At 44.6% G+C, this 15957-nt stretch carries 12 protein-coding genes; 7 read left to right on the forward strand and 5 right to left on the reverse strand.

Going from position 1 to position 15957, the window contains the following annotated elements:
• Positions 1-41: 41 nt before the first annotated feature.
• Positions 42-803, forward strand: a complete 762-nt coding sequence (gene mazG, locus ABDW33_RS12910; RefSeq protein ID WP_343690482.1) for a nucleoside triphosphate pyrophosphohydrolase — start codon at positions 42-44, stop codon at positions 801-803.
• Entirely contained in the window at positions 797-4564 is a 3768-nt protein-coding gene (locus tag ABDW33_RS12915; RefSeq protein ID WP_343690483.1) for a HAMP domain-containing sensor histidine kinase, read from the forward strand. The genes mazG and ABDW33_RS12915 overlap by 7 nt, the downstream gene beginning before the upstream one ends.
• 162 nt (positions 4565-4726) lie before the next feature.
• On the opposite strand, the gene plsX is transcribed toward ABDW33_RS12915, so the two are convergent.
• From plsX to ABDW33_RS12930, 3 genes are all read right to left on the reverse strand, one after another.
• The gene (plsX, locus tag ABDW33_RS12920) at positions 4727-5668 is read right to left on the reverse strand and encodes a phosphate acyltransferase PlsX (RefSeq protein ID WP_343690484.1); all 942 of its coding nucleotides are present in this window, start codon (positions 5666-5668) and stop codon (positions 4727-4729) included.
• Positions 5669-5711: 43 nt separating this feature from the next.
• The gene (gene rpmF, locus ABDW33_RS12925; protein WP_072356725.1) at positions 5712-5906 is read right to left on the reverse strand and encodes a 50S ribosomal protein L32; all 195 of its coding nucleotides are present in this window, start codon (positions 5904-5906) and stop codon (positions 5712-5714) included.
• Between the two features lie 65 nt (positions 5907-5971).
• On the reverse strand, positions 5972-6505 hold the full coding sequence (locus ABDW33_RS12930; RefSeq protein WP_343690485.1) for a DUF177 domain-containing protein: 534 nt from the start codon (positions 6503-6505) through the stop codon (positions 5972-5974).
• A 193-nt stretch (positions 6506-6698) separates the two neighbouring features.
• Here ABDW33_RS12930 and ABDW33_RS12935 point away from each other — a divergent pair, with 193 nt between their 5' ends.
• The gene (locus ABDW33_RS12935) at positions 6699-8708 is read left to right on the forward strand and encodes an ATP-binding protein (RefSeq protein WP_343690486.1); all 2010 of its coding nucleotides are present in this window, start codon (positions 6699-6701) and stop codon (positions 8706-8708) included.
• Here ABDW33_RS12935 and ABDW33_RS12940 read toward each other — a convergent pair whose 3' ends face one another.
• The gene (locus tag ABDW33_RS12940; protein ID WP_343690487.1) at positions 8709-9587 is read right to left on the reverse strand and encodes a fructosamine kinase family protein; all 879 of its coding nucleotides are present in this window, start codon (positions 9585-9587) and stop codon (positions 8709-8711) included. It abuts the gene before it with no gap.
• A 17-nt stretch (positions 9588-9604) separates the two neighbouring features.
• Here ABDW33_RS12940 and ABDW33_RS12945 point away from each other — a divergent pair, with 17 nt between their 5' ends.
• Complete coding sequence (locus tag ABDW33_RS12945; RefSeq protein WP_343690488.1) at positions 9605-10690, forward strand: DUF3810 domain-containing protein; 1086 nt, start codon at positions 9605-9607, stop codon at positions 10688-10690.
• A gap of 16 nt (positions 10691-10706) precedes the next feature.
• The gene (locus ABDW33_RS12950) at positions 10707-13319 is read left to right on the forward strand and encodes a glucosidase (RefSeq protein WP_343690489.1); all 2613 of its coding nucleotides are present in this window, start codon (positions 10707-10709) and stop codon (positions 13317-13319) included.
• Positions 13320-13393: 74 nt separating this feature from the next.
• Here the strand turns inward: ABDW33_RS12950 and ABDW33_RS12955 are convergent, their stop codons facing one another.
• Positions 13394-14341, reverse strand: coding sequence for an arginase (locus ABDW33_RS12955; protein WP_343690490.1), 948 nt, complete (start codon positions 14339-14341; stop codon positions 13394-13396).
• A gap of 240 nt (positions 14342-14581) precedes the next feature.
• Between ABDW33_RS12955 and ABDW33_RS12960 the strand changes: the two genes are divergently transcribed.
• Both ABDW33_RS12960 and ABDW33_RS12965 read left to right on the forward strand, forming a co-directional pair.
• A complete protein-coding gene (locus ABDW33_RS12960) occupies positions 14582-15721 on the forward strand; it encodes an acyl-CoA dehydrogenase (protein ID WP_343690491.1) in 1140 nt (379 codons plus the stop codon).
• A gap of 11 nt (positions 15722-15732) precedes the next feature.
• A complete protein-coding gene (locus ABDW33_RS12965; protein WP_343690492.1) occupies positions 15733-15930 on the forward strand; it encodes a hypothetical protein in 198 nt (65 codons plus the stop codon).
• The last annotated feature ends 27 nt before the right edge of the window (positions 15931-15957 follow it).

Consider the following 15957-nt stretch of genomic DNA (forward strand, 5'->3'; position numbering starts at 1 on the left):
CCCGAATTTAGCAGCGGAGACATATTCCTTATATTTGACAAATGGAAAATAACGCAGCCTTCGAACGGCTACTCAGTATCATGGATGATCTCAGGGAAAAATGCCCCTGGGATAGAAAACAAACCATCCACACCCTGCGTCAGCAATCAATTGAAGAATTATATGAACTGGCAGATGCCATCACCACTTCTGACTGGACTTCTATTAAAGAGGAACTGGGTGACCTGCTGCTCCATATCGTGTTTTATGCCAAAATAGGCGCGGAACAAGGCCAGTTTACCATTACAGACGTGATCAATGGCATCTGTGAAAAGCTCATTTCCCGCCACCCGCACATCTATGGAGATGTGAAAGCAGAGGACGAAGAAGCAGTAAAACAAAACTGGGAGAAACTGAAACTGAAGGAAGGCAAAACCTCCGTACTCAGTGGCGTACCTCAATCCCTGCCTGCGCTGGTAAAGGCAATGCGCCTCCAGTCCAAGGCCAAAACAGTAGGTTTTGAGTGGGATACTACCGAACAGGTATGGGAGAAAGTAAAAGAAGAAGTACAGGAACTCGAAGAAGTAGTGGCAACTGGTAACCCTGAGGAGATAGAAGGGGAATTCGGCGACGTACTCTTTTCTCTGGTAAACTATTCACGGTTCCTGAAAATAGACGCTGAGAACGCACTGGAACGCACAAATAAAAAATTCATTCGCCGCTTCCAGTATATCGAAAAGAAAGCGGCCGAAAAAGGCAAAACGTTGGATGAAATGACGCTGGGAGAAATGGATGAACTCTGGAACGAAGCTAAAAAATGTTAGACATTAAAGAAATACGGCTCTTCTTCATCCGGCACGGATACTTACTGATCGTAGCAGCGTGGCTGTTTACCTTTTCCTTTCTGTTTAGTAACTACTGGTCGTATTATTCCTCTCCGATGGGGGTAAAGCGCAGCCTGGAAAAGAGCATCTCCCAGCGCGAAGCGTCATTTGAGAAATTGATCAAAGACCAGTTCCTGCTCAACCATCTTTTTTCAAGAAATTATAATGAGAAGGAAATAAAAAGTCTGGATACTAAGGACTTTTACGTGTTTGCCTACGATAGTAGCGAGGCCGGCCGATGGCTGGTATTCTGGAGCACCAACATGGTAATGCCGGAAGAATGGCAGGTGCCGCTGGTAGATGGGAACCACTTTGTGCAATTGAAGAACGGATACTACGAAGTGCTATGTCGCAAGGTGTTTAGTCCGGAGGCCGGGCATGAACGCTTTATGGTCGGTGTGATCCCGGTAATGATGGAATATAGTTTTTCAAACAATTACCTCGTTAATCATTTCTACGATAAGCCGGCACTGGGAAAAGAATACAGCATCAAACTCAAGGCGCCGGGTATACCTGTGCTCAATGGGAAAAATGTGATCCTTTTTTACCTGGACTATGACCGGGCCATGGATACGAAACCGCCTAACCTGCTAAGTGTCATACTCAGGGTCATGGGCTGCATCTGTGTGCTGATCTTTATTAACCTGTTTGCCGCAACGCTGGCCAGACAAAAGAGTGCGTTGAACGGTTTCCTCTTTCTGGCGGCAGTGGTGGTCATTTTCAGGTTATTGAGCTACCTGTACCCGTTTCCATTCAACCTGCGCACGCTCAATATCTTCACACCTCTGATCTATGCAAAGGATGAGATCTTCCGTTCGCTGGGCGACCTGTTAATAAACGTATCGCTCACTTTCTGGCTATTGCTGTTTTTCAGACAACATGTGAAGTCCATCAAGGCACCTCCCGTAAAGAATGCATGGCAACAAAGGCTGGTGATCATACTGAGCAGCTACGTCATGTTTGTGGTAGGCCAGTTCCTGTCTGAACTCATTCAGAGCCTGGTAATTGACTCCCGCATCTCTTTTGATGTGGCTAACCCGTTCAGTCTGAATGAATATAGTATCATCGGAGCCATTATCTTAGGGTTCATTGCCTTCAGCTTTCTTTTCTTTTCTCAGATTGTCAATTCGCTGCTCAATGAGCTCACCAGTTTCAGGCATCGTACCAAGTATGTATTCCTGGCTATCGTCGGCGGACTATGGTTAGTGTTCAGGATACATAATCCTGAGCTCCATTATTCCATTGCACTGGTGATCTGGCTGGTGATCTATGTGATATTGCTGGATGTACTGGCCGTAAAGTTTGAGAATAGCCTGGCAACGGTGCCATTTTTGTTCTGGTTGTTTTTGCTCACGATCACTACCTCTGCTGTGCTGGTATATTACAATGACCAGAAAGAACAAAGCCAGCGTGAACGCATGGCAAGGGAATTATCCAAGCAGAAAGATCCATATCTGGAGATGCTGCTCACAGATGTAACCAAGCAGATGGAGCAGGACGAATTGTTGCAATACTTCTTCCAGCAGAACAATGGAGGCAATATGCCAAGAAGTACACTGGAAAATGAGTTGAAGCAAAAGTATTTCAAAGGATACCTGGGACGATTCAAGGTCGATATTTACGCCTTTGATGAGAATGGGATGCCAATTTATGGAGGGGATACCAGTTCTTTCTATGGCTTAAGCAGGAAGATGCTGGTGGAGTCCGAATTGATCGGGAATGACCTCTATTATAACTCAAGAGGATTCAATGACTATAGTTATATCGGGCAAAAGGATTTTTATCGCAACGGTGAAAAGGCCGGATACCTTGTATACGAACTAACGCCCGCGGTCGTTAATTCACAACGATTGTATCCTGAATTGCTCGTGTCAGGCGAAATTTATGACCCTGAAAAGGAATCGAACGCCGCATATTCTTATGCCATTTATGACAAGGGACAATTGGTAAGTAATAACAATGATTACGCTTTCCCTGTCAGGTTGTATGATTCGGATGTGCCTGCGGATGAAGTGACGGTAAAGAAAGTGAATGGATATTCGCTGATGTACTACAAAGCTTCCAAGGAAAAGGTGGTGATTGTGGCGAAAGAGATCAGGAGTTTTATAGAATTCATCACGCTCTTTGCCTACATGTTCTGTTTGTTCCTGCTTATTATCGCAATTTATCGGGTGCTGGATCTGATGGTCAAGGCGCGGATGCGGATCAGTAATATGAAATCACTGGTAAACGTAAATATCAGAAGAAAGGTAACAGGCACCATCATATTTATCGTCGTATTTGCATTTGTGATCCTGGGTTTGACGACGGTATTATTCTTTATTGATCGTTCAGAGAGAGAAAATAAGGAGCGGCTGAGTCATACAATCAATGAGGTAACGCATGATGTAGAGAAGGTGTTTGCCAACCAACGGATGTTTGACGACCTGGAGGACCTGTATGATCCGATTTTCCAATCCAGTTTGTCAGAATCGATCGGGGAGATTGCAGATGAGCGGGCATTGGATATCAATATTTATGACAGGGATGGCAACCTGCAGGTAACTACGCAGCCACTGATCACAGAGAAAGGGTTGTTATCAAGGAAGATCAATCCGGACGCTTATATGCAGTTGGGCCGTCAGCAAAAGATTCAGTGGATCCAGAAGGAAAAGATAGGTTCCATGGGATATTTATCAGGTTATGCGCCTTTACGTAATAACGGGGAGATCTTCGCTTATCTGAACGTACCTTACTTTGCCACGCAGACGGAATTGAATCAACAGATTTCGAACTTCCTTGTGGCGCTGATCAATTTCAATGCATTCATTTTCCTGATAGCAGGTTTACTGGCATTGCTGATCACGAACTCAATTACCAAATCGTTCTCACTGGTTACTGAGCGTTTGCGACATGTCAGTTTAGGGCAGCAGAATGATGAGATAGAATGGGAGAAAGATGATGAAATTGGCGCGCTGGTAAAGGAATATAATAAGATGGTACGGAAACTGGAGGTAAGTGCGGCGAGACTGGCAAAGAGTGAACGTGAGGGTGCATGGCGAGAGATGGCGAGACAGGTGGCACATGAAATCAAGAATCCGCTTACACCGATGAAACTGAGTATTCAATACCTGCAAAGGGCCATTGATAACGATGCACCAAACGTAAAACAGCTGTCTCATAATGTAGCCCGCACACTGGTAGAGCAAATAGAGCACCTGGCGAATATCGCTTCAGATTTCTCTGCATTTGCAAGAATAGGGGAGGCGAATAGCGAGGTGTTGCTGCTCAATGAGGTATTACATTCATTGCGGGAGTTGTACCAGAGTCACGAGCATAGTCAGATCCTTTTTAATCACCCGGGGCATGCATTTTATGTATTTGCAGATAAAACGCAGATGAACAGACTGTTTACCAATCTCTTGCAGAATGCAATACAGGCAATACCGGAAGATAGGGAAGGGATGATCACGATTAATATGGAGGAGGTAGATCCCGGTTGGGTAACGGTGAGCGTGTCTGACAATGGAGATGGTATTCCCCCCGAAATTCAGTCTAAGATCTTCGTGCCGAACTTTACGACGAAGAATTCGGGAACCGGTCTAGGATTGGCCATGTGTAAGAATATCGTAGAGCAGGCGAGGGGAGAGATCTGGTTTGAAACGCAGTTGACAGTGGGCACTACATTTTATGTAAAACTGCCGTTAGAAAGTAATCAATAGTGAAAAGGATGTATCTCAGATAGCACAATAGCTGTCTTCATCCCATAAAGGAATTAAAAAGGGCCGGTATCTGGAAAAAGATACAGGCCCTTTTTAATTGCCATAAAAAAATACCGGTCTGCAGACCGGTATCAATAATTTTTAGTTCAAATAGGATGTAAATTATTTCACAAAACTTTCCCGGATTTTCTCCAGCAGTTTCGTTTCGATCATTTGTTGTGCCAGCACGATCATGTTCTTAAAGGCTGTATCTTTCGATATACCATGACCAATGATCACCGGCTTTGATACGCCTAGTACAGGTGTACCGCCATAGCTCTGGAAGTTAAACCGGTCCATGTACTCATCTTGAATGTTCCGCTGTACTGCAATGTCATGCAGCGATTCGGCCATTTTGAGCACAACATTACCTGTAAAACCTTCACAAACAATGACATCAGCCTTGCCGGTCAGTACATCACGACCTTCCACATTGCCAATGAAATTCAATTCCGGGTGTTCCTTCAGCAAAGGGTAGGTGGCTTGTGCCAACAGGTTACCTTTACCTTCCTCTTCTCCGATATTGAGCAGGCCTACAGTAGGATTACTAACATTCAGGATATGTTTGGAATAGAGAGAACCCAGTATTGCAAATTGGAGCAGGTTCTCGGCTTTACAATCGGCGTTGATACCAACGTCAAGTAACAGCCCGATAGAGCCGTCCAATCTTGGCACCGGTGTAGATATTGTTGGTCGCTGAACCCCTTCAATTGCTTTGATGGAATAGAAAGTACCAACCATCATTGCTCCAGTGTTACCTGCACTGATGAAGGCATCTATCTTCCCGCTCTGTAACAGGTGGAACCCGATACTGATAGAAGAATGTTGCTTTTCCTTCAGCGCCTTGGTAGGATGTTCATTCATCCCAATTACCTGGGATGAATGAACAACTGAATATTTTGATTGGTCCAACTGCGCTTCAGATAATAAGGGAGCCAGGGCCGCCTCATCACCAATCAGCACCAGATGTGCATCTGCTGCAACAGTATCTAAAAATAATTTTACTCCTTTTACTGCTTCGACGGGGGCATAATCACCACCCATCATATCTAGCCCGATTCTCATGAACGTTTAAATTTGTCTTTGCTCGGGGGTAAAAATAGTAAAATTATTTAGCGCTGCTTTGTTTTTCCAATACAACTTTTCCTCTGTAGTACAGTTTGTTCTCTACCCAGTGAGCACGATGTCTCAGGTGCACTTCACCAGTTGCGCTATCTGTGCTTAAAGTATCCGCAAAGGCCTTGTAATGCGTCCTTCTCTTAGCTGATCTTTGCTGAGAATGTCTGCGTTTCGGATTTGGCATCGTATTTAGTTTTTAATTGTCCTAGTTTAATGTTTCAATAAGTATCTTTTCCTCAAACCCCCGGCTCAATTACTCCGGAATTTGTCCAGGTCTTTCCAGATTGGATTGTCCTGAGCATCAGATTGTTTGTTCATCTGGTCCAGCATCTCTAATACTTTCGGATCACAGGTGCTCTTACCATCTACATCCGGGTGTATTTTCTGCATAGGAATGCTCAGGTTGATGAATTCATATATCCATTCACCGACATTCAGGTGCGATTCCGTCCTCGAAATATAAGATACTTCCGGATCCTCATCACCTTCCATCTCCTCAGGATTCTCCACCATCTTCACTACCTGGGTGAAATCATCCCAGAGCTGAAGATTAAATGGTTGCCCACAACGGTCACAAATTACGCTCACAGTTCCGCCAATTTCAAACTTTAACAGGAAAAAATCACTTTTCTTGTCCAATGTCAGCTTTACTGTTGCTTTACAGTCGCTGAAATCCTGCGGTCCGTAGTTTTCAAAAAAACTATCCGTAACTTGGTATTCAAACGTATGCTCTCCGGGTTTGAGTCCCACAAAGGCAATTTCAAATTGACGGAGTTGTTTCATAATAAAATCCTCACTTTTAGAGGGATGCAAAGGTAACCAAATATTTGCAAATGCAAAAATTTCCTACATTAGCCTTTTCACAATAGCCCAAATATCAGGATTATACAGTTAGGTTAGTGAAAACCAATTAATTAATTATTATATTCGTGCAGTATAAAATCCTGCATCACTGTACACCCTGCATTCATAACCAATGGCCCGGATCAAAGGTACGAGAAAACATCCCATTACCCGAAGCATTTCGCCACCGGACATATTTTCATTGCCAATCAGCGTCTACTTCCAGCATACCAATGCTGGTATTCTTCTGCTCGATGCCGAACAGGAACTCGTGTGGGTAAATGCTGTGTTTCAGCAATATATAGGGAGCGATATCGACCTGGTACCCGCCCTGCCCTTTGTCACCATTGCCCGGCACCTGGCCCGGAGAGCCCGGAATCCGGAAGCCTTTCTCGCCACCGTCGAAGACCTCCTGCAACAAAAAAATCCTTATTTCGGACAGGAACTTCCTTTCTCCGATGGGCGCATTTTTGAACTGAACTATACACCACTATGGCATAATGGTGTCTTCAATGGCAGTATGTGGAAGGTGACCGACGTTTCCCGGCGACAACTCCAGCAGGCCACCCTGGAGCAGGCCCGTCAGCAGGCGGAAGACGCCCGGGGCGCACAAAAAGAATTTCTGGCCAGTATGAGCCATGAAATCCGTACACCCCTCAATGTCATTATCGGCATGACCCACCTGCTCGAAGAAACTGAGCTCGACAGCCGCCAGCAGGACTACATTAATATATTAAAACACAGTTCCAATATCCTTCTTGGACTGATCTCTGATATCCTCGACATCTCAAAGATCGAAGCAGGGGAACTCCAGGTCAATCAGCGGGAATTCAACCTCACTGCCCTTGTCCAGTCTCTCCGCCACACTTTTGAACTGAAACTGGGCCAGCGCCCCGTAAAAATTTCTGCTACCATCGATCCCCGGATCCAGAATCGCCTGGTCGGAGATGATACACTTTTGAACCAAATCTTAATGAATCTGTTAGGAAATGCAGAAAAATTTACACCGGAAGGGGAGATCGCTATCCGCGTAACGCCCGAAAGCTGGCAGGATGATAAAGTGTGGATACGCTTCCGTGTATGTGACACAGGAATTGGCATCAGCAACGACAAACTGAACCTGATATTCAAAAATTATAAACAGGCAGAACAGGAAATCAGGGAAAAATACGGTGGCACCGGTCTTGGACTCGCCATTTCCAAACAACTTGTTGAATTACAGGGAGGAACAATCTGTGTGGAAGAAAGTGCGGAATACAATACCTGTTTTTCATTTAACCTGCCTTTTATCGATACCCGGAAGTCCGCCGTCGTTACGCCAGGCGCCGGATCACATAGCAAACAGGCCAGTTTCTCAGGGTCAAGTGTACTTGTGATTGAGGATAATGCAATGAACCTTCATTACATTAACAGCCTGTTGGAAAAATATAATGTACAGCACCAGCTTGCTACCAATGGTCCTGATGCTTTATATTTCCTGAATTCCAGGCAGTATGACCTGGTATTAATTGACATCCGTATTCCTGGCCTCAATGGATTGGAGCTGGCGGGCAGGATCCGCGAAGATGAAGATAAACCAAACGTTGCTACCCCACTGGTAGCCACGACAGCCCTCGCCATGGAAAGTACTTTTACCCAGGCAAGACAGGCAGGCATTACTGATATACTAACGAAACCATATACGCCGGATCAATTGTTACAGATATTGAACAAATATCTCAATGAGGACGAAACTGAACTTATAATGGAAGAAACAAACAACATGTCTGGATTTGAGTTCCACAAAGATCTTGATGTAAAATATCTCAATACCCTGTATGAGAACAATATCTCGTACGCGGCAGATCTTTTTGAAATATTCCTGAAAACGATCAGGGAAGAACTGGTGAAAATTCAGGCTTTAGTAGATGCGCGGGATTGGGAACAGCTGAAATTTCAGGTACACAAACTAAAACCCAATTTTTCTATGGTGGGACTTACATGGATCAGTGCCCGTATGCAGAATCTGGAAAATACTTTAAATGCAAACACATCCCTGCCTCCCGAAGAAGTGGATGCGTTATTTGCCAATATCTCTGAAGAAGTGGAAAAATTCTATCCTATTATAGAAGCCGAGTACGATAGAATGAAGATCTATCAGTAATCAGAATTCATCAAGAATCTCTTTCACACTATTATAATAGCTGCCTCCGAATAAAAGCAGGTGAACCATAAGCGGGTATAACTGGCAGACACCAATTCTGGACTGCCATCCCTCAGCCAGGGGATACATGGTCTGATAGCTGAAGTAAAAACGCGTATCAAAACCACCAAACAGTCTGGTCATCGCCAGATCCATTTCCCTGTGCCCATAATAGACCGCCGGATCATATACACATGCCCTGCCATCCTTGCCTACCATAAAGTTGCCAGACCAGAGATCACCATGCAGCAATGCCGGTTTCTCGTCAGGGAACATCGCTGGCAGCTGCTTCCACAGGTGCTCCATTTGCACCACCATTCCCTTATCCATCACCTGCTGGTCGTAAGCCGCCCTGGTGAGGGGCTGCAACCGGTTAAAGGCATAGAATACAGGCCAGCTGCTGTAAGGTGTATTATATTGCTTGAGGGTACCAATGTAATTGGTCTCGGGAAAACCATAGTAAGTCTGGGTATGGCGATGTACTCTCGACAGGCTGGCCCCGAAGTTTTCCCAGAAATCAGGCGTAACACCGCCTTTTTCCATAAATTCAGTCACCAGAAATCCTTTGTCTCCAACAGTACCCGTTGCTAAGGGGCGGGGTACGTTGATGGCATTGGTATTGCGAAGTATATTGAGCCCGTTTAGCTCTCTGACGAACATGTCCGGATAAATATGCGCATCATTCATCTTCAGAAACAATGATCCGTCGTTTGTGGAGAGCTTATATGTTTCATTAATATCTCCGCCGGATATTTTTTCTGCGTAATTAATGTGTATTTTCACTCCTGACTGGCAGGATAGCGCTGTCGTAAGTTCGCCCAGTAAGATCTCATCTGTCATTTTACGCGCTGATTAGTATGGATACAAATGCAAAGATAAGGCACACAGGAGTACGTATTTTGGTAACAATTTTGTGCGTCATCATTTTGAAAGGGCTGTTCACATTCAGCCATAGGTTTGAAGGGTGGTATTTTCATAGGTTCTACTTTTGGATAAGTAACTTATTAAGGGCGGTATTGGGATCCATACCCTTTAGTGTTGGCGACGTAATTTATGCCGCCTGGGTTATAACAGGTAGCATTTATTTGTTAAAATTATGTTATAAACTGATCAAAACCCAATGGAAAGAAAGTTTTTTATATTTCCTGAAGGGAGTCAGTGCCATTTTAACACTATACCTCGCCTTCCTGGTACTGTGGGGCTTTAATTACGATCGCTTTTCACTGGAGAAAGATATGCAACTGCAGGTCAATGAATATGGTACACAGCAGTTGTACAAATTAGCCGATACATTGTTGCAACAGGTAAATGCCAACCGGGTGGAAATGGAAGACACCGTGCATGCCACACACCCTGGCGCAGACAGCGCACAGCTGTTCCAGCGGGCTGTAGTGGCATATGATCAGGCAGCACAGCAGTGGCCGGTGTTAAATTACACCCATCCCTGTCTGAAGAGATCCCTGTATGGTACCTGGATGAATTACATGAACGTGGGAGGTTACCTCAATCCCTTCACAGGCGAAGCACAGGTAAATGTAACAACGCCCGGATTTTTACACCCTTTTACGATCTGTCATGAAGTGGCACATCAATTGGGATATGGGGCGGAAGAACAGGCTAATTTTATCGGTTACCTCGTCGCTGGTCATGCAAAAGATGTTCGGTTCCGGTATGCTGCTAATTTTGAGATGTTTATGTATAGCATCCGGCAGCTGCGATGGCAGGATACCACCATGGCAAAGGAACTCTGGCAGAAAGCCGTTCCCGGCGTGCATGAAGACTACAAACAGCTAAAGAATTTCTATCACAAATATAATAGCCCGGTAGACGATTATACTTCTATGATCTATGATCAGTACCTGAAGGCTAACAAGCAGGAAAAAGGAATACGTAGTTATAGTGAAGTGGTGGGATGGCTGGTAGCTTACTTCCATATTCAATGATCAAAAGCAGCATACGATGAATCAGGAACAACAACGCCTTCAGATACAAGGCTGGAAGAAATGGGGATCTTATGTGAGTGACAGACAATGGGGAACTGTACGTGAAGATTATAGTGAGAATGGCAATTCATGGGACTACACCACCCATGATATGGCAAGAAGTAAAACCTGGAGATGGGGAGAAGAAGGAATCGGCGGTATTTGCGATGAAAAACAACTATTGTGTTTTTCATTGGCATGCTGGAATAAGAAAGACCCCATCTTAAAAGAACGTTTTTTCGGGCTGAATAATGCAGAAGGCAATCATGGCGAGGATGTAAAGGAATTGTATTATTACCTCGATGCAACCCCGACCCACTCATATATGAAGATGCTGTATAAATACGTACAGCAGGAGTATCCCTACGATCAGCTGATACGGGAGAATGCCCGCAGAGGCAAAGAAGAAGAGGAATATGAACTGATCGACACCGGGCTCTTTAATGAAGATAAATACTTTGACATCTTCATAGAATATGCGAAGGAGGATATGGATGATATCCTTGTAAAAATCACTATTCACAACAGGGGTAATGCCGATGCACCCTTAACTGTATTGCCTACCGTATGGTTCCGGAATACCTGGGTATGGGGGCGCCGGCCTTATAAACCTGCTTTGTGGCAGGAAGATGCAAAGACAATCCGTTTTGAACATGAGAAACTACAGGTACAATACCTGTATCAGGAAGGAGGACAGGAGATGCTGTTCTGCGAAAATGAGTCCAATAATAAGCGGTTGTATAATATAGATTCCATTACCCCTTTTCCAAAAGATGGGATCAATGATTATATTCTACACGGTGCAGATACAATCAACCCGGAAAAAAAAGGCACCAAAGCTGCTGTGCACTATGAATTGAACATACCTGCTCACGGTTCCCACACTATCAGATTAAGATTGACTGACAAAGCAAAGGAGCAACCCTTTGCTGGTTTTGAAGATCTTTTTGCAGCAAGGGTGGCAGATGCCAATGCCTATTATAGCGAATTACAGTCAGAGATCAGCGATGAGGATGAGAAGTTGATACAGCGGCAGGCACTGGCGGGAATGCTGTGGAACAAACAATTCTATTATTACAAAGTACAGCGCTGGCTGGAAGGAGATCCTTCCCAACCCATGCCTCCGAAGGAACGTTGGAACGGAAGAAATAAGGAATGGAAACACCTGGTGAATGAGGATATTATCTCCGTGCCGGACAAATGGGAATTTCCATGGTATGCGGCCTGGGATCTGGCATTTCATTGTGTGACACTGGCAATGGTAGACCCGGATTTTGCCAAACACCAGTTACTGCTGATGACCGAAGAATGGTACATGCATCCCTCAGGAGAATTCCCGGCATACGAATGGGCCTTTGGAGATGTGAACCCTCCTGTACATGCAGGTGCTGTATACCGTGTATTCAAGCAGGATGCGGCACTAAAAGGGGAAAAAGATTACCATTTCCTGGAAGCCTTATTCCATAAACTACTCATCAACTTTACCTGGTGGGTGAACAGAAAAGATAGTAGCGGCAGCAATATCTTTGAAGGTGGTTTCTTAGGACTGGATAATATTGGTGCGTTTGACAGAAGTCTGCCATTACCGGATGGTGTTCGGGAAGAACAGGCCGATGCTACCAGCTGGATGGCGACATATGCTTTGAATATGCTGCATATTTCACTGGAGTTGTGTAATCATAACAGGGTGTACAACGGAATGGCAACGAAGTTCTTCGAACACTTCATGTATATTGCCGGCGCAATGGCAAGTATGGGTACAGGTAATAGTGGATTGTGGGATGAGGAAGATGAATTCTTCTACGATCAGTTGCGTGCCCCTGATAACCGTATCCTGAAATTGAAGTTCAGGAGCATGGTGGGATTGATTCCTTTATGTGCGGTCGAAGTTATTTCAAAAGAAGCGTTAGAAAACAACCCTGTATTTGCCGAACGTATGTCGTGGTTCCTGCGTCACCGGCCAGATCTGGCGCAATTGGTATCAAGGTGGTATGAAGAAGGAAAAGAAAATAAACACCTGCTGAGTTTATTGCGAGGGCATCGTATGAAACGATTGCTATACCGGATGCTGGATGAAACCGAATTTCTCAGTGAATATGGCGTGCGCTCCCTTTCTAAAAAGTATGAAGCTGATCCGTACCGGCTACAGGAAAACGGTACTGAACTCATTGTAAAATACGTACCCGGCGAAAGTGATACCATCACATACGGCGGTAATTCAAACTGGCGCGGGCCGGTATGGATTCAAATGAATTTCCTCCTGATCGAAAGTCTGCGCAAATTCCATTACTTCTACACAGATGATTTCCGTATAGAATATCCAACATCATCCGGATGTTATTATTCTCTGAAAGAAGTGGGTACCTTTTTGGCAGATCGTTTATTAAAGATCTTCCGAAAAGACGAGAATGGCCGCAGACCTGTGTTTGGAGATAATGAGAAATTACAGAAAGATCCTCATTTTGCTGATCTGATCCAATTCCATGAATATTTTCATGGAGATAGTGGAAAGGGGTTGGGCGCCGCACACCAAACGGGGTGGACGGGGTTGGTAGCAAACCTGATCAGGATGAAGCACACAAATCCATGATAAAACAAAGTAGCCTGTATCTAAGAAGAAAGATACAGGCTACTTTATTCGTAAAATCAATTTCAATACGTCAATTAATTCATCAACAACACATTCACACTCCGCTGCAATATATTAAACGCAATTTCCGCCATCAGGTTCTCTTTATCTAATGTCGGATTCACCTCCGTAATCTCAAAACAACAGATCTTCCTATGCTGCATAAATTTAGCAATCAGGTCTTCCACCTCCCGCTCTCTCAGCCCATTTGTCACGGGTGTTCCTGTTCCTTTTGAAATAGACGAATCCAGGCTATCCACATCAAATGAGACATAGATATACTCGCAATCACTCAGGTATCTGAACACAGCTCTCGCCACCTGTTCAGCACCCTTTCTCCTTACTTCATTTGTCGTGATTACTTTCATCCCATACTGTTTAATCAACGCGTCTTCCTCCTTCTCATAATCTCTCAATGATATAAACACAATATCCTCCGGCAACACTTTTGGTGCAATACCGCCAATGTTCTTTAACGCTTCCCACTGCTTAATCGTATTATCATCCAGGTCATGCACCTTACACTCCAGGTTGTCTTCTGCAATTGAGATCGCTACCGGCATCCCATGCATATTCCCCGAGGGAGTTGTATAGGGTGTATGGAGATCTGCATGCGCATCGATCCATATCGCTCCTATTTTTGCTTTTGGACGGGCCATTTTCAATCCTGCAATCGTAGCACCGGCCGTACTATGATCTCCTGATAATACTACCGGAAACCAGTTCGCTTTCACGGTTTCACACACACTTTTACTAATCCGCTCATATAAAGCCACCGTACCTTTAATCCTTTTCGCATAAGGGGATTCTATTGGCTCAAACAGCAGTTTATTTTCTGTCTCAATTGTTTCAGTAGGGAAATGCACAAAAAAGTTGCTCATAAAGTCCAGTGCAGCTATCTTGATCGCTTCCACTCCCAGGCTGGCGCCACGTGTTCCCGCGCCAATCTCTGATTTCACCTCAATGATCTTAATATTTTTCATAAAAGGATGTTATTCCTGTTTAGCAAGCTAATGGTTTTTAAATGAACGGGCGGCCGGCCTTACTGTGGAGGTATATACATACCTGCATGAAAACATATAATAATTCCAATAAGGACACAGTATCTTCAAATAATCTTTAATGTTTTCACGATAAAAATGGATAAAGATTAAATGTGGAATTACCATGTATAAAAACGATAAATTCGTTCATATCAATAACTCCTACAAAACGTAAATTCCATGGACTTTCAACTCACTGAAGAACACCTGATGATTCAAAAGGCTGCCCGGGACTTTGCCCAAAATGAACTATTGCCCGGCGTCATAGAAAGAGATGAAAAACAAATTTACCCCGCAGCACAGATCAAAAAACTGGGAGAGTTGGGATTTCTCGGAATGATGGTAGATCCAAAATATGGCGGATCCGGTCTGGATACCATTTCCTATGTACTGGCAATGGAAGAAATTTCAAAAATTGATGCTTCCACCTCTGTGTGTATGAGCGTTAATAATTCATTAGTCTGCTGGGGCCTGGAGCATTATGGCACAGAAGAGCAGAAACAGCAATACCTGGTACCCCTGGCCAAAGGTGAAATCACAGGCGCCTTCCTGCTCAGTGAGCCTGAAGCTGGCTCCGATGCAACCTCTCAGCGTACAACCGCCGAAGATAAAGGTGACTTTTACCTGCTCAATGGTACGAAAAACTGGATCACGAATGGCAGCAGTGCCAGTGTGTACCTTGTAATTGCCCAAACCCACCCCGATAAAGGCAGCAAAGGTATCAATGCCCTGATCGTAGAAAAGAACAGCCCCGGCGTTACGATAGGAGCCAAAGAAAACAAAATGGGTATCAGGGGTAGTGATACCCACAGCATCATGTTCCAGGACGTGAAAGTACCCCGGCAGAACAGGATAGGGGAAGATGGATTCGGTTTTAAATTTGCCATGAAAACACTGGCAGGTGGCCGTATCGGGATTGCCTCCCAGGCATTGGGTATCGCATCAGGCGCTTACGAATTAGCAGTCAGCTACTCTAAACAACGCAAGGCTTTCGGAAAAGAGATCAGTCAGCACCAGGCAATACAGTTTAAACTGGCAGATATGGCTACCCGTATTGAAGCAGCCAGGTTGCTTTGCTTCAAAGCAGCATGGGAAAAAGATCAGCATAAAGACTACACCCTCAGTGGCTCGATGGCAAAGGTATATGCCTCGGAAACAGCAATGTGGGTAACTACAGAGGCCGTACAGGTGCATGGTGGCTATGGATATGTGAAAGAGTATCATGTAGAGCGACTGATGAGAGATGCAAAGATTACGCAGATCTACGAGGGTACCAGCGAAGTGCAGCGGATCGTAATCGGGCGTAGTATACTCGGCTAAAATCCGTTTTTATGTCAAATAAAAAAGATCCCTCCGGCGATTTTTCTCATTTCCTGAAGCTCACCATCATCAGTGTGGCGCTGTCAGTTCCCTTTTGGTTTATTGCCCCTTCTGTAGCGGCAGTAGCATTTATGATCCTGCTGGTATCGCTGAATGCAGCCTGGAATAAAAGGCAGGAAAAACGGGAAAAGATCGGTGGAGGGTCTTAAATTCTTCCTTGCAGCCGCAGACCACAA

This window comes from Chitinophaga sp. (genome assembly GCF_039596155.1).
Lineage (GTDB): Bacteria > Bacteroidota > Bacteroidia > Chitinophagales > Chitinophagaceae > Chitinophaga.